At 47.8% G+C, this 15,685-nt stretch carries 15 protein-coding genes and 1 tRNA gene; 3 read left to right on the top strand and 13 right to left on the bottom strand.

The genetic code is table 11. The features are described from left to right. Window positions 1-35 precede the first annotated feature (35 nt). The 3 genes from H6G45_RS08995 to H6G45_RS09005 all read right to left on the bottom strand — a co-directional run bounded on the left by H6G45_RS08995 (window position 36) and on the right by H6G45_RS09005 (window position 4,153). Window positions 36-1,859 (bottom strand): penicillin-binding protein 2, encoded by a 1,824-nt coding sequence (locus H6G45_RS08995; protein WP_190598117.1) that lies wholly within the window; start codon window positions 1,857-1,859, stop codon window positions 36-38. A 12-nt stretch (window positions 1,860-1,871) separates the two neighbouring features. After that, complete coding sequence (locus tag H6G45_RS09000; protein ID WP_190598118.1) at window positions 1,872-2,330, bottom strand: hypothetical protein; 459 nt, start codon at window positions 2,328-2,330, stop codon at window positions 1,872-1,874. A 440-nt stretch (window positions 2,331-2,770) separates the two neighbouring features. Further along, window positions 2,771-4,153 carry a (Fe-S)-binding protein gene (locus H6G45_RS09005; protein ID WP_347338259.1) on the bottom strand — a complete coding sequence of 461 codons (1,383 nt, stop codon included), beginning with the start codon at window positions 4,151-4,153 and terminating at the stop codon, window positions 2,771-2,773. Window positions 4,154-4,486: 333 nt separating this feature from the next. Here H6G45_RS09005 and H6G45_RS09010 point away from each other — a divergent pair, with 333 nt between their 5' ends. After that, entirely contained in the window at window positions 4,487-6,187 is a 1,701-nt protein-coding gene (locus tag H6G45_RS09010) for an AarF/UbiB family protein (protein WP_190598120.1), read from the top strand. Window positions 6,188-6,289: 102 nt separating this feature from the next. Here the strand turns inward: H6G45_RS09010 and H6G45_RS09015 are convergent, their stop codons facing one another. Beyond that, entirely contained in the window at window positions 6,290-7,327 is a 1,038-nt protein-coding gene (locus tag H6G45_RS09015; protein ID WP_190598121.1) for a LysR family transcriptional regulator, read from the bottom strand. A gap of 314 nt (window positions 7,328-7,641) precedes the next feature. Beyond that, a complete protein-coding gene (locus H6G45_RS09020; protein WP_010871779.1) occupies window positions 7,642-7,839 on the bottom strand; it encodes a hypothetical protein in 198 nt (65 codons plus the stop codon). Window positions 7,840-7,983: 144 nt separating this feature from the next. Between H6G45_RS09020 and H6G45_RS09025 the strand changes: the two genes are divergently transcribed. Next, window positions 7,984-8,904, top strand: a complete 921-nt coding sequence (locus H6G45_RS09025; protein ID WP_190598122.1) for a PhzF family phenazine biosynthesis isomerase — start codon at window positions 7,984-7,986, stop codon at window positions 8,902-8,904. Window positions 8,905-9,049: 145 nt separating this feature from the next. Beyond that, window positions 9,050-9,130: transfer RNA gene (locus H6G45_RS09030), tRNA-Leu, on the top strand. Window positions 9,131-9,169: 39 nt separating this feature from the next. Here the strand turns inward: H6G45_RS09030 and H6G45_RS09035 are convergent. The 8 genes from H6G45_RS09035 to cynS form a co-directional block, all read right to left on the bottom strand. After that, the gene (locus H6G45_RS09035; protein WP_190598123.1) at window positions 9,170-10,699 is read right to left on the bottom strand and encodes a YifB family Mg chelatase-like AAA ATPase; all 1,530 of its coding nucleotides are present in this window, start codon (window positions 10,697-10,699) and stop codon (window positions 9,170-9,172) included. 154 nt (window positions 10,700-10,853) lie between these two features. Further along, window positions 10,854-11,138, bottom strand: a complete 285-nt coding sequence (locus H6G45_RS09040) for a DUF4090 family protein (RefSeq protein ID WP_190598124.1) — start codon at window positions 11,136-11,138, stop codon at window positions 10,854-10,856. Window positions 11,139-11,292: 154 nt separating this feature from the next. Next, window positions 11,293-11,730 carry a molybdenum cofactor biosynthesis protein MoaE gene (locus H6G45_RS09045; protein WP_190598125.1) on the bottom strand — a complete coding sequence of 146 codons (438 nt, stop codon included), beginning with the start codon at window positions 11,728-11,730 and terminating at the stop codon, window positions 11,293-11,295. Window positions 11,731-11,735: 5 nt separating this feature from the next. Beyond that, a complete protein-coding gene (gene moaD / locus H6G45_RS09050; RefSeq protein ID WP_190598126.1) occupies window positions 11,736-11,981 on the bottom strand; it encodes a molybdopterin converting factor subunit 1 in 246 nt (81 codons plus the stop codon). Next, a complete protein-coding gene (gene moaC / locus H6G45_RS09055) occupies window positions 11,965-13,014 on the bottom strand; it encodes a cyclic pyranopterin monophosphate synthase MoaC (protein ID WP_190598127.1) in 1,050 nt (349 codons plus the stop codon). Before moaC ends, moaD begins: the two co-directional genes overlap by 17 nt. Then, a complete protein-coding gene (gene moaA, locus H6G45_RS09060) occupies window positions 13,015-13,998 on the bottom strand; it encodes a GTP 3',8-cyclase MoaA (RefSeq protein ID WP_190598128.1) in 984 nt (327 codons plus the stop codon). Next, window positions 13,974-15,146, bottom strand: coding sequence for a molybdopterin molybdotransferase MoeA (locus H6G45_RS09065; protein ID WP_190598129.1), 1,173 nt, complete (start codon window positions 15,144-15,146; stop codon window positions 13,974-13,976). Before H6G45_RS09065 ends, moaA begins: the two co-directional genes overlap by 25 nt. A 15-nt stretch (window positions 15,147-15,161) precedes the next feature. Continuing rightward, complete coding sequence (gene cynS / locus H6G45_RS09070; protein ID WP_190598130.1) at window positions 15,162-15,611, bottom strand: cyanase; 450 nt, start codon at window positions 15,609-15,611, stop codon at window positions 15,162-15,164. Window positions 15,612-15,685: the final 74 nt, after the last annotated feature.

Here is a 15,685-nt window from a genome sequence, read left to right on the forward strand (position 1 = left end):
CCCGGTGTCCATGAATAAAACCTGCCGGGGTAAATTTATTGCGGTTGGGAAGGGGGAATGCCCTTAATGGCAATGAGAGCTTCCATGACATTTTTAACCACCGGGGCGGCCACAGTGCCCCCATAGGCATTGGCTCCCTTAGGTTCATCGATAATGGCAACCACCACATAGCGGGGATTATCCACTGGCAAAATCGACACAAAGCTAGTGATTTTGGCGTTGGCTAAATAACCGCCCCTGGGGCCTGCCTTTTGGGCCGTGCCGGTTTTCCCTCCTACCCGATAGCCTGGGATCTGGGCCGCCTTACCGGTGCCTCCATCGCCACTAACTACCGATTCCATCATTTGCACCACAGAATGAGCCACTTCCGGCTTCACTACCTGCTCGACGGGGTGATCTGGTTGCCAGTGCAGATGGTTACGGGCATCCACCAGGCCCTTGACTACGTGGGGAGTAACTAATTTGCCCCCATTGGCCAACATGGCGTTGAGTTGGAGTAGTTTGATGGGAGTGAGGGAGAGACCCTGGCCAAAGGAAGTGGTGGCCTGCTCAATGGGGTCGTCCATAAAGCTTTTTCTGGGCTTGAGGTAACTGGCCGCTTCTCCCGGTAGGTCAATGCCAGTCTTACTGTCCAGTCCTACCCCCTGCAGTAATTCATAGTAGCGTTGCGGTTTAAGACGACGGGCGATCGCCACCATGGCGACGTTACTGGAATAGCGGATGGCTTGGGTGACATTAATCATACCGGCGCCACTTTTACTAGCATTGGAAATGGTCCAGGGGCCCACCCGCACCGAACCACTATCATTGATGCGGTCCTCTGGTTTCAGCACCCCTTCATTCATGGCCAGGGCCACAATCACCGGCTTAAAGGTTGAGCCTGGTTCATACAGATCGCTCACGGACCAGTTTTTGAAATACTCCACCTTGGCTTTGTAATATTCGTTGGGGTTGAAGGTGGGCTCATTAACCATGGCCACAATGGCTCCATCCTGGGCATCCATGACTAAAACAGTGCCCCGCTTAGCCTTTTGTTGGGCGACCTGGGCTTTCAGTAGTTCCCGGGCGGCCCGCTGCAAACGCATATCAATGGTCAACTGCATTTGCCAATCGTTGGACTGCAAGAGGTTATCCGGCAAGGACTCTGGCAACACAACGCCCTTACCAGTGCGGCGAATGGCGTAGGTTTCCACATCCCGTTCTAGGATTTCCCTCTGACTCAGTTCCAATCCCGCCTGTCCCTGGTGCTCGCCGTCCACATAGCCAACGATATCTGCCGCCATTTCATCCTGGGGATAGTAGCGACTATATTGCTTTTCCAGATCCACCCCCCCCATTCTCAAGGAACCAATGCGCACAGCCTGGGACTCGTTGAGCCCGGTGGCGAGTTTGATGCCCGATTCCTTGGCCTTGAATTTCTCCTTTAGTTGCGCTGGGGTAATATCCCCCAAAATTGCCGACAGTTCCCGCGCAATGTAGTCGGTGGGATCGGTAATTTCCTTCGTCGCTTCAAAGTAACGGGGATGGACAAATAGGGTGTAAGTAAGGCGATCGGTGGCTAAAACATTACCTTGACTGTCCACAATGGAACGGCGGGGCACATAGGGCTGCATACTAGTACTCTGTTGAGCCTTGGCCATGCGTTGTAGTTGGTTGGCTTCCACCACCTGGAGCCGATAAAGACGATAGCCTAGTCCCCCTATGGCTAGTAATAAAAATCCCCAGACCAATAGCAAACGCACCACCGGCACCCCCTGTTGTTGGGCCTTTTGCTTTTGCCTTTCCTGTCGGGAAATATGCTTGGTGAAGGGGGATGAATCGGCAGTTGAGGAATTTAGTTTGGGGTGGGAGGAGTCCATGGCTCGAATTATTTAGTAGGCAACGGGCCTGGTGGCAATGTTGAAATTGGTGGCCGAGGCAACGGTGGCATTGTCGGGAGAAGCAGGGGGAGCACTAGCTTGGGCAGGCAGAAAAATATTCTGGTTGGGGTTAGCTTTGACCAAACCAGAGCTTGGCTGATCCGCTTCCTGGGCCAGTTGATGTTTGATGGCTTCAGTGTTGGTGATCAGTTGGCGTTCCGTTTGTTGGAGCGCTTTAAGTTGTTGATATTCCTTACTCCAGAGGGTAGGGGTGTACACCGTCCAACCATAAACTCCTAAAACCGTCGCCACTACACCCAAGGTAAGGCAAGAAGTAGCCTGTTGAAACCGCAACAAGACCTGCAGAGAAGTGGGCAAAGATTCCCGGGGAGAGGTAATGAGGGGCGTAGGTTGGGAAGCAGCTACGGCGGTACGGCGGGAGGGAAAAGCCGGTTTAGGTAAGGCAGACATATAAAAGTTAGTTAGGACTACAAACGTGTGGTTGGTGAATTGTCTTCACTTTAACGGCAATGGGACAGAATTGGTGCTTTGGGGGGAAACTTTTAGGAGAATGTCGATAAAAACGACTTTTTGGTTTCCATGCCCTGTTAGTTAATGGCTTTGAATGGGGTTGGAGATGGACAGTTTTGCTAGTGCAAATTTCACAGCACAAGCGAACGTTTGAGGGACAACAAACTGGGGATCACTTACTGTGACTAGATTTCGTCCCAGTGTTTCCACTGTTGACCCTATGCCGCTGTGGTGGTAAAGATACCCATTCACACCCCCAAGAGTGGGTTCGCTCAGGAATTTCGATTCCCCTACTTTTTTGGAAGCGTCTCTGCCCCGGCCATTGCTAGAGGATGAAAAACCAGGATTAGACCTGGGTCAACCGGCTCTGAGCCTCAGCATTAGAGGTTGGTTAACTTTTCTCCCCGCAGGGATAAGTCCAGCAATTGGATAGGATGGATGACCCCGAGGCTCTGGCCTTGTTTCTGTAGGTGTTTTTCGATTTGCAGGGAGCAACCAGGGTTGGCGGAAATGATTAATTTGGCGCCGGTTTGACAGAGATTGCTGACTTTTTGCTGTCCCAATTCTTCGGCGATCGCCGGTTGGAGCATGTTATAGACCCCGGCACTGCCACAACAGAGGGCTGCATCCAGGGGTTCTCGCAATTGCAAATGGGGAATTTGGGCAATTAACTGCCGGGGTTGGAGACTGATTTTTTGACCATGGATCAGATGGCAGGCATCTTGATAAACCACAGGGGTTAATTCCTCGGTGACGGGGTGGAGGGTTTTGCTTAACCCTATCTCCATCAGGAACTCATTAATGTCTCGTACTTTACTAACAAAGGCTTGGGCTTTGGGTAAGTATTCTGGGTCGTCGGCCAGGATATGGTGGTATTCCTTCAGCGTGTGACCGCAGCCAGCGGCATTAATAATAATGTAATCCACCTCGGTGTCGGCAAAGCTGTCGATCATCTGTCTGGCGATCGCCTGGGCTTGGACCGTTTGACCTTGGTGGGCCGGGAGAGCGGCGCAACAACCCTGGGATTGGGGAATAACCACTTCACAGCCATTGGCAGTTAAAACTCGCACGGTGGCTTCATTGACGGGAGAAAAAAATAACCGTTGCACACAGCCGAGAATTACCCCTACCCGATAACGCTTTTCTCCTTGGGCAGGGATTTCCGTTGGATAATTGTCCCGAAATGAGGCGGCCGTCACCCGGGGCAAAATACTTTCCATAGCTGCTAAACGGGGAAAGAATCTGGTCAATAATCCCGTTGCTTGCACTAACTTTTGCAACCCACAATTTTGATAAACCCAGAGCAGAGGCAATAACAGCCGCAACCGCCAGGGATAGGGAAATAAATTAAAAATCATCCCCCGCAAAAGGCGATCGCCGAAGGGACGATCATAGTTACGCTCCACCTGAGGTCTGGTGGCGGAGATCAACTGGTCATACTGCACTCCAGAAGGACAGGCACTGACACAGGCCAAACAACCTAAACAACTATCAAAATGCTGGATGGTGGTGGCGTCTAAACTGGCTTGCCCCTGGTTAATACCATTCATCAAATAAATGCGCCCCCGGGGGGAGTCGGTTTCCTTGCCAATGACCCGGTAACTGGGGCAGGTGTTTAAACAAAAACCGCAGTGGACACAGCTATCCAACACAGCCTGGGGAGGGGGATTTTGGGCATCAAAACCAATTTCGGGATTGTTGACGGCCTGGGTCAAAGCAGTGAAGGAAGGGGGAGCCGACATAGGGACAAGGGGGAGAAACACTGTCCCCTATGATCACACTTTTTTCCCAATCTAGGGTTATCTTCCCCTCGGTCAAAACCTCGTTAAAACCCCAATGATTGCGATAGATAATAGTCAAATTTCCCCCCAATCATCAGATTTATGGAGTGGGAAAAACTATGTCGACGCAATCTGGCTGATTAATCGTGCACAACCAAGGTAATGGAGTCATGGCGGGCGAGGGATTGATCGTCTGAGCTTACCACTAGGAAAAGCAATGCTAATATTAAGAAAAATGTTGTAGTTTTTACATTTCTTAAGTTTTTTCCGATTGAAGATTTTAGCCAAAAGTTCATAAATCTCCGTCCCCACCCCGTGTCTAACCCCAAACCCCTGCCCCCCCAATCCGAACTCGATAATATTCGTCGCTACGACGTTAAGGCGATCGCCAACTATTACCGTCGTCGTCCCTGGAAAGTACTTAGCCGGGCCCTGGAGGTGCTCTGGTCCTTTGGTTTTTTCCTCACCTGTTTGCTCTGGGATCAATGGACCCATCAGGTGGAATATTACAAACGGCAACGGGCGGAGGATTTACGGGAATTACTAACCAAATTGGGGCCGACTTTTATCAAAGTGGGTCAGGCCCTCTCCACCCGGCCCGATCTGGTACGGCGAGACTTTTTAGAAGAATTAATCAAACTTCAGGATCAATTACCGCCCTTCGACAATGACCTTGCCTTTTGGCTCATGGAAGAGCAATTGGGCATGAAAGTGGACGAAGCATACCGAGAAATTTCCGCCCACCCTGTGGCCGCCGCTAGTTTAGGGCAAGTGTACCGTGCCATGCTTTTTAGTGGCGAAGAAGTAGCAGTGAAAGTACAGCGTCCCAATCTGCGCCCTCGGCTTAGCTTAGATCTATATCTGATGCGTTTGGGAGCGGAAAAATTTGGGCGATTTCTGCCCCTCAACCTCGGCCACGACTTAACTTTGATTGTGGATGAGTTTGGTATTAAGCTGTTTGAAGAAATTGATTATTTAAACGAGGGTCGCAACGCCGAAAAATTTGCCGAAAATTTCCATGGCGACGCCGATGTTAAAGTGCCGTGTATTTATTGGCAATACAGCAATCAAAAAGTCCTCACCCTCGAATGGATTCAAGGCTTTAAATTAACCGACATAGATAAAATTCGAGCGGCGGGCCTCGACCCCAGCAACATCATCAAAATTGGCGTTACTTCCGGGCTCCGACAACTGCTGGAACATGGCTTTTTCCATGCCGATCCCCACCCCGGTAACCTATTTGCCACCTTAGACGGTCGCATGGCCTATATTGATTTTGGCATGATGGACCAGTTAGAACCGGGTACCAAGGAAACCATTGCCAGTTCCATTGTCCAGTTAATTAATAAGGATTACCTAGCCCTCACAGAAGACTTTATTGCCCTCGGTTTTCTTGCTCCCAACACCGACATTACCCCTATTATTCCTGCCCTAGAGAATGTTTTTGGCAGTGCCATTGGCCAGAGCGTCCAAGACTTTAACTTTAAAACCATCACCGACGATTTTTCCGAGTTGATGTATGACTATCCTTTCCGAGTACCGGCCAAATTTGCTCTGATTATTCGTTCCTTGGTGACCCAAGAAGGTTTAGCCCTGAGTTTAGACCCCAATTTCAAAATTGTCGAAGTGGCTTATCCCTACGTAGCCCGTCGCTTATTAACCGGGGAATCTCCCCAACTGCGGCGCCAACTCATTGATGTGCTGTTTAAAAATGGCAAATTCCAATGGCAACGGTTGGAAAATATGCTCAGCATTGCCCGTTCTGATACCAAGTTTGACCTTTTGCCCACAGCCCAATTGGGTTTGCAGTTCCTCTTTTCCGAGGAAGGTTTATATTTGCGGCGGCAAATTCTCCTGGCTTTAACGGAGGACGATCGCCTACACACGGATGAAGTGCAAAGAATTTGGGGTCTGGTGAAGGATGACTTTAAGCCCCAGGAATTAGTAAGCGTCGCTTGGAACGCAGTGCGGGAATTTTCCCTCGCCGGGGTGAGCACTATTCTGCCCCAAAGGTAACTTTTGCCCAATCTACCAGGTTCAAACAATTAATTCCAATCGCAACCGGAATCAAGTTCTTTGCCTTGGGGTCAATTGACCTTGACTCTGTTGTTGACCTATCTACGTTACTGAATCGATTTCAATTCCCCCTTTGCCGTCCTTGCCATCCCCTTGGCGATCGCCGTTATTGTTGCTGTAGGGATTAGCGAATAACCTTTCGGGGTCGAGGGCATCGGGATGGGTGGAAAATTGGGGCAATACTTCTCGAATGAAAGCGGCGGAAGCCTTGGAACGGTAACGGTTGGGGTTAATAATCACCGAAAGAACCCGGCGAATTTCCACATTTTTAATCGGGGCGATATGGAGCACATTCATCTCCAATTCCTTTTCGATCGCCGTGGTGGAGACGAAGGCCGCTCCCAAACCGGACTGCACCGCATTTTTAATCGCTTCGATGGAATTGAGCTCCATTTCAACTTTAAGGCGCTTGGGGTCAATTTCTCCCTGGCTCAACACCTTATCAATCACTTTGCGGATAGTAGATTGGGAATCAAGACTAATAAATTTAAGCTTGTATAGATCTTCCTTTTGGATTGTCTCTGCCTGGGCCAAGGGATGGAACACTGGCAAAATCAGGGCCAATTCGTCCTCCGCGTAGGGCAATACTGTCAAAGTTTCCTGCAACTCCGCCGGTACCTCGCCGCCGATAATGGCCAAATCCACCTGACCGTTGGCCACGCCCCAGGCCGTCCTGCGGGTTGAATGGACTTGCAATTGCACCGTTACATCGGGATATTTCTGCCGGAACATACCGATCATCCGGGGCAGGAGGTAGGTACCTGTGGTTTGAGAAGCCCCCACAATTAGGGTTCCCCCCTGCAAATTCTGTAAATCCTCGATCGCCCGACAGGTTTCTTGGCAGAGGGTAATAATTTTTTCGCCGTAATTGAGCAGTAAATGCCCCGCCTCCGTCAATTGAGCCTTGCGCCCTCCCCGGTCAAATAAAGGCACGCTCAACTGCTTTTCCAGGTTTTGCACCTGCAAACTAACTGCCGGTTGGGAAACGTACAATGTGTCTGCCGCCCGTTTAAAACTGCCTTCCGAGGCGATCGCCTTGAGGATGCGAAGTTGATCCAACGTGAACGGGATATCCGACATAGATCCAGCCAAACGATGAACAAGACAGGGAGAAAGACAGGGACAGCCCTATTGCACTGACAGTACCACAATTAGAGCCTTTACAACGGTATAGCCCAGGGTCTAATTCCCCGATGGGAGCCTAGTTACCATCAAGACTAATCTCGCTCAAAAAAGTTAATTTACTCTGACCGACGCAAAAAAGAGGGCAGTTAATTTACTCCCTCCCTTTGCAAAATCCACAAAATGGTGGTTATTGGCTTATTTTTACTACTCCGCTGAACTCTAACCCCGTGCTAAAGCATTCAGCGTTGAATACCCTAGCTACAGTCAAACTAACTGAGGGAAGCATTACTACGGTCATAGGTCGTACGGAAACTGGATTGGGGTTTGCCCTGTACAGTGGTCCAAAAATCTTTTTCGGCTTCCACGCCAATCTCAGCGGCAGCCCGAGACAACATAGACTGTTGACGGTTTTTAATAAATTGATGGTGGCGCATCATGAGAGCGCGGGCCTGTTGTTGAGTAGACATAGTGAATACCTCTTGACGATTGCTGAAAAAAGTTTTGGTTAATTACCCTCTTTAATATTTATAACACACAATTCTGTAACATTTTATACAGAAACAAAAATTTACATCCCTTTTTTTCTGATTCTCAATTCTCCAGTTAGTCCTATGCGCTATCGCTTTTACACCCTTGACGTGTTCACCGACCAACTTTTTGGTGGCAATCCCCTGGCGGTTTTTCCCGACGCCCAGGGTTTGACCGATGGGCAAATGCAGAACATTGCCGCAGAAATCAATTATTCCGAAACCGTGTTTGTGTTGCCTCCAGCGACGGCAGTGGGGAATTTCCGCCTAAGAATTTTTACCCCCAAAACAGAATTAGATTTTGCGGGGCACCCCACCATTGGGGCCGCCTATCTGTTGGGTTTACTCCAGCCCCCCAGCCCTTTAGTCACCACTACTTGGCAGTTGGAAGAGCCAGTGGGCCTAGTGCCTGTCACTCTCCACTACGATCAAGGACAGTTGATACAAACGGAATTAACCGTGGCTCAACTTCCTCAAACCCAGGGGTCCGCCCCATCCGGCCAGGATTTGACCCTGCTTTTAGGGCTATCCATTGATCAACTACAGCAAGGGGAGTATGAAGCAAAAGCCTATTCCTGTGGGTTGCCCTTTTTATTTATTCCCTTAGTGGATGAGGAGGCGTTAAACGGAATTAGTTTTAACTTGGCGGTTTGGCAAGACCTATTGGCGGATCAATGGGCCCATTGCGTTTATTGTCTGGCCCCAGCGGATCCTGCCCTAGGTTTATTAGATAACAAGTTGATCCATGGGCGGATGTTTGCCCCTGGTTTAGGCATTGCCGAAGATCCGGCCACCGGCTCCGGGGTAGCGGCTCTGGGAGGTTACCTGGGCGATCGCCTGGGAGCATCAGGGCAATATCACTGGCAGATTGAACAAGGCCAAGCTTTGGGAAGACCCAGCCAATTACAGTTAACTGTGGTGAAGGAAAATCAAGCGATTACGGCAGTGAAAGTGGCCGGGCGATCGGTTTTAGTATCGGAAGGTTTGATGAATTTGGGAGATTAGAAAAGAGTTAGGGAGGTGTCACCCCTGGGGACAGAAATTTTTCTTCTTTCCTTACCCCAACCCCACTGAAAAAGGGATTTACCCATAGGTTGCTTGGACAACTGGGAAAAAACCGGGAGGATTGTGATAGGATGATTGGTCGGACGCGGACGTGGCGGAATTGGTAGACGCGCTAGATTTAGGTTCTAGTGTCTTTGGCGTGGGAGTTCGAGTCTCCCCGTCCGCATTAAAAAACGAAGTTAATGTTCCACCCTAGGGGTAAACATTAGGTAAACCTGTCCAGGGTGCGGTATTGGATTGCTTCCGCCAGATGGGATGCTTGGATATGATCCGATTGGCTTAGATCAGCAATGGTGCGGGATACCTTTAAAATTCGGTCCATGGCCCGGGCGGAGAGCCCCAGTTTTTTAATTGCTCCTTCCAGCAGTTGACGGCAGTTTTCATCCAACTGACAAAATTGACGTAATTGTCCCGCCTGCATTTCGGCATTACAACTAATTTTTGAGTCTTTGCTAAATCTGGCGATCGCCATGGCCCTGGCCTTGGCCACCCTTTGTCGCACTGGTTCTGAATTTTCTCCCTGGCCTTGGCTGGTCATTTCCTCCGGCTTAAGGCGGTTCACCGCCACCTGTAAATCAATGCGGTCCATCAGGGGGCCAGAAAGCTTAGACCAATACATTTCTCTCTGGCGGGGAGAACAGGAACAGGCTTGAATTGGATCGCCAAAATAACCACAGGGACAGGGATTGGTGCTGGCAATAAGGGTAAATTGGGCAGGAAACATGATGGTTTGCTTGGTGCGGGAAATGGTAACTTGCCCGTCCTCCAAGGGTTGACGCAAAAATTCCAACACATTGCGTTTAAATTCTGTCAATTCATCTAAAAACAGAACCCCTCGATGGGCCAAGGAAATTTCCCCCGGCCGGGGAAAGCTACCGCCTCCCACTAGGGAAGGGCCGGAAGCCGAATGGTGGGGACTGCGAAAAGGGCGCTGACGAATTAACTGCCCCCGTTCCTTCAGCAATCCTGCTACGGAATGGATTTGGGACACTTCCAGTGCTTCTTCAAAATGGAGCGGCGGCAGAATACCCGGTAAACGCCTAGCCAACATGGTTTTACCACTGCCCGGTGGCCCGACAAAAATCAAGTTATGGCCCCCCGCAGCGGCAATTTCTAAGGCTCTCCGGCCATGGGATTGCCCTTTCACGTCTTTTAAATCCAGGCAAGGTAGGGGCATGCTCCACTGTTGCTTGGCATCCTGGGTATTAACTGGGGTGAATTTTTCCGGTGCTCCAAGAAATTCCACCACGTCTTTAATATGGTCGAAGCCGTAGACTTTTAAGCCCTGCACCACGGAGGCTTCCAAGGCATTACCGGACGGTACTACTATGCCCGCTAGACCCATTTTTTGTGCTGTGGCCGCAATGGGAAGAACCCCGGCGATCGCCCTTAAACTGCCATCTAGGGACATTTCTCCTAAAAACAAATAATCCCCCAACAGTTGGGCATCCACCTGTTCCGATGCTGCAAGGACGCCAATGCTAATGGGGAGATCGAAACTGGGGCCTTCCTTTCGTAAATCCGCCGGGGTGAGGTTAATGACAATGCGTCGTACTGGAAAAGCAAAGCCCGCATTTTTTAACGCCGCCTTGACCCGTTCCCGAGATTCCTGCACTGCCGTATCTGGTAGTCCCACCACGGCGATCGCCGGTAACCCAGCGGAAACGTCCACTTCCACTCCGACCTTGATGGCATCAATGCCCAACAGGGAAGCACTCCAAACCCTTGCTAACATAATCGACCCATAAACTCAGTTCACTTAGCCTGATTTTATCTATCAAGATAGCATGGGAAAATTTTCACTAAAGCTCTCCCACCCTGGAGGTCGACAATGGGTTCTAAGTCTAGCCAGCCAGGGAGATAACTACTCTGCTTAAAGGCAACCAAAATTACTTAGCGCCATAGAAAAAAGCAATTTCCTTATCTTTAAGGGGGGCAAAGCCAGCGTCAATTAATTTTTGGTCTAATTCTGCCTGGGCAATGTGCTTGGCTCCAATGCGGACAATGCGGGAGCGCATAGTATTACTAACCCCACTACGTTGCCGCCCTGCTTCCAAGCCCATCACTTGATGATAGAGTTCCAGTTTGGCTGGGGGAATGGCACTGCCATCAAAATCAATGCCAGCGGCGATCGCCTGGTCAATGGCATCGGCTCCTTTGGTTGTATTAACCATAATCAATATTACCCTCGAGTTATTTTGCTTTAATTATCCTAGCGAAAAAAGGTCACTAAAATCACCAATATCCGCCAGATAATTGCCACGATTAAATCAAATCAGTGCCATCAATAAATATCATTAATCTCCACCTGGCTAGATGATTAATAATCTAGTGACTGTGGTGATGGGAGCAATAAACCCATGCGGCCGGATGATTGAGATAATGCTCCTTTTTCCAAATCGGTAATCTCAATTTAATTTGGTCAATAACATACTGAGTGCCTTGAAAAGCGGCTTGGCGATGGCTAGCCACTGTCCCCACCCACACCGCGGTTTCCCCTATTTTTAAATGGCCACTCCGATGGATGGCGATCGCCTGGTGAAGATCATATTTTTCCTTAGCTTCAGTAATAATTTTAAAGCCCTCGTTAATGGCTAACTCCTGATAAACCTGGTATTCCAAAGAGTTAACTTGTTTGCCATCATTGTGATTTCTGACCCAACCGGCAAAAGTTACCAAGGCTCCAGCCTGGTCATACTCTAAAGCCGCAATTAAAGGTTGGGTATTAATCGGTTGGTCACTAATGTCAAATAAAGCTAAAGCCATGGAAATTAGCCCCCAGCAACGGGGGGGATAAAAACGATAGTGGACTGGTCTAAAATTATATTTTCCATGGTGGTAAATTCATCATTGACTGCAACTTTTACTTGAGTAGAAGACAAATTAAATCTATAACGCTCCGACAATAAATCATAAAGTTCTCGGTAGGTATTTAGATCGGTGATTAAATTTTCCTCCGCAATCTTGGCCTGTTCCTGGAGAGAAGCAAAATACCTTAACTTAATTGATTTGGGCATAATCTTCTGGGCTATTGACGTTGGCAATGTCAAGTAAATTGTCAGGCTTGATCAATTGATAATCTGCCATTTGTAAAATTTTAACTGGACAATGTAAACTGATACGTTTCGCTTTAGTAAATAATTTTAGGGCAAGGGGAGTGTAAAGGCCACACAACGCTTCGGGAAAACCTTGATCAGCATTTTCGTAGCAAGTTGCCACCAAATCTTGGCGGGCATGGGCAATTAGCTTTTCTATCATTGTACTATTAATGTAGGCCAAATCACAGGCAATAATTAGCCAATTAACCCGGGGATAGCTCTGCAACGCCGTTAAAATTCCCGACATCGGCCCCACACTTTCTCCTTCGTCAACTAAGGTAGGTAAATTTTCTAACGCAGTGCCTTGCCACTGGCCGGGACGAGCAGAAAGGAAAACTTGTTCGCAGTATTTTGATAACAAATTATAGATATATTGCCCATGGGGTTGCCCTTGATAATTAATTAACGCCTTGTCCTTACCCATGCGTTTGCTTTTTCCGCCGGTCAACACTAAACCGTAGAGAGGAGTTTGCTTTTGCTTAATATCGGCTTTGCCACCGGTCTTTTCTATTAATTGAGTGTTTTTGATGATAATTTCTGAGCTGATGGATTTACACATATCATAAATGGTTAATGCCGCCACGGAGACTCCACAAAGGGCTTCCATTTCTACCCCAGTTTTGTAATTAGTGTTAACAGCACATTGCAAAATTATCTCCAAATAATCTTGTCCTTGATCAACAATTTTGACATCAAATTTACAGCCATGGATTGGTAAGGTATGGCAAAAGGGAATCAGATCCGCTGTTTTTTTCACTGCCATGGTGCCAGCAATAATCGCTGTTTGAATCACTGGCCCTTTCTTCAGAACAATTTCCTGCCCTGTTAAATAATCTTTGATGGCCTTAGGTAACTGCACTATGCACTGGGCCACCGCCCGGCGATCGCCAGCTACTTTTTGACTAATATCAACCATGCGGGGCTGTTGATTTTCGTCGAGATGGGTAAACATTTATCCTCCAATTTGATGCATGGCATGGCTAACTTCGGGGGGTCGCAAATAGGGCTTCATTCCCAGTAATTGCCAGTAAATTTGCTGACGTTCCAATGGCGAAAAGTTGCGAATGTTAACCCCTTCATTTTTGAGTAAACAAGCCCGTAGAGTACCATCTACCGATAGCCGCCAACGGGAACAATGACCGCAAAATGGCTGGGATTCAGAGGCAATAAAACCGATTACGCCCCCACAGCTAGTGCTATAACGAAATGCCGTAGCGTCCAAGGCCGATTGGATTGGCTTCAAACTATATTTTTGTTGAATTTTTGTCAGCAACTCTTGGGCAGAAATAAATGTTCTTTCCTGCTGTTGACAGGCATATCCAATGCGCATAATTTCCAAAAATCTAATCTCCATATCCCACTGCTTAGCATATTCAATCAAATCAAAAATTTCCTGATCATTAATCCCCCTCATTACCACCGTATTGAGTTTGATCTTAAATCCTTGATGATGAGCTAATTCGAGATTACGAAGGATTATTTTCAGGTAATTGCCATGGGTGATTTCCCGAAAAGTTTTAACATTTAAACTATCGAGACTAACGTTTAAATCCAGAATATTATTTTCCCTAAGGGTATCCAAATGTCGATCTAGAACAATACCATTGGTGGTCAAACCAATTTTTTTAAGTTTTAATTGACCAATGGCTCGGGCAATTTCGGCGAAGTTACTTCTCAGCAAAGGTTCTCCTCCGGTTAGGCGGACTTCTTCCAAGCCAAATTCAATTAATTCTCCAACAATTTCCCCATATTCCTGACAAGATAAATAAGTCGATTGATCAAGAAATGTTGCGTCCACTGGCATACAATAATGGCAACGCAAATTACACTGATCCGTGAGGGAAACCCTCAATTTACGAATGCGGCGGCCATAATTATCAACTAAGGTCTGGGACATGGGCAATGCTAATTCTACCAGGCATAAAAAGGAAAACATTCTCCAGCCTGAAAATATGCTTGGTGCTGAGGTAGTTCCAAAAAGCCATCACTGTTAGCTAGGGCAATAAATTCCCCGGAGTTTTTGACAGGCAATGGCTCAGCTTTAATCACTGCTTGGGGAGTATAACTTCGCTTAACAGGTAAAAAATAGGTCAAATCTTTTTTAAAAGTAAAATCCCTAGTTAACTGGGCGCAGATTGGAGGATTATCCAAAAAGTAGCGATGTAAACAAACAAGGCTAGAAATAGGATTTCCAGGCAGACCAATAATAACAGTTTTAGTCTGATGATCAACACCAAAATACATCGGCTTACCGGGCTTTTGGGCCACGCCATGGATATATTTAGTTACGCCTAGCTCAGACCAGACCTTTGGTAAATAGTCAAATTTACCTTTAGAAATGCCACCGGAATAAATCAGAATGTCATACTCTAGTTTAGCCCGTTGGTAATGGCTAATAATTACCTCTTGATCATCAGCTAAGTGATTCAAATTTAGATTCTGAAACCCTCGACTTTGTAGGGATACTTGGAGTCCATAAAGATTAGAACGACGTAGCTGATGAGCTTCTGGTTTTTGAGTAACTTCCACCAATTCATCTCCGGTGGAAATAATTTGGATGCGGGGCGTTTGCTTAACTTTGACTTTAGTTTTCCCAAAGGAAGTAATGATGCTCCAAGCGGGGCCGTTTAACTTTGAGGCAGATTCTAAAATAACTGTTTCTGATCGGCAATCACTAGCTTTTGAGTGAATAAATTCCCCTGGATTTCTTGACCGGAGATCAACAATTTTCACCTGATGATCGGCGATCGCCACCTCTTCGTAGGGAATAACTAAATCACAATTCTGGGGTAGTAGGGCCCCCGTCATCACCTCTAAGCAACCGGACTGGTCCGGCAAAATACATTGGCGATCGCCTGCGGCCACCGTCCCTAAAAGCTTGAACTGGCGACGGCCCTGGTTATATTCTGACCAAGCCAAGGCAATGCCATCCATCATTACCCGATCGCCAGGGGGATAATCCCGGTCGGCCTCAATGGATTCCGCCAGAACTAGCCCATAGCTACCATCAAAATCCATGGTAGTGTCACCAAAATCCGGCCAATGGGCTTGGATAATTTCAACAGCGGCGGCAACGGAAATCATTTCGGACGCTCCCCATTACCATTTCTTGTAGGGTAGGAATTTACCATTCATCGTCACTTTAACCCGATCGCCCTTGGGATCTGCTTCTTTTTCCACATCGAGGGTAAAGTCGATGGCACTCATGATACCATCCCCAAATTTTTCATGGATCACTTCCTTCATGGGCATGCCATAGACCTGCATGATCTCATAAAAGCGATAAATGAGGGGATCCGTGGGCACAACTGGCCCCAGCCCTTTAACCGAAGGAGCCGTCAGTTCGGGCACAAGCTCTTCACTCAAACTCAGACATTGCAGGAGTTTCTTGGCCTCATCAAAGGAAGCACTAGCCTGTCGATAAATCACAGCGGCAATCCAGACTTCATCCCGTTCGAGCAATTGCTCTAAATCGGCGAAGGTAACTCCCTTGACTTTTTTCGCTTCCAGAAGTTTTGTCGTAATAGCAGAAATTTCAGTGCTCGACATGGATTTCTCCTTATTAATTAAATAATTTCAATTCAACGGAATTAATTTTCGGACTACAGATTGACCCGCCTATC

Source organism: Synechocystis sp. FACHB-383 (genome assembly GCF_014698605.1).
GTDB lineage: Bacteria > Cyanobacteriota > Cyanobacteriia > Cyanobacteriales > Microcystaceae > Synechocystis > Synechocystis salina.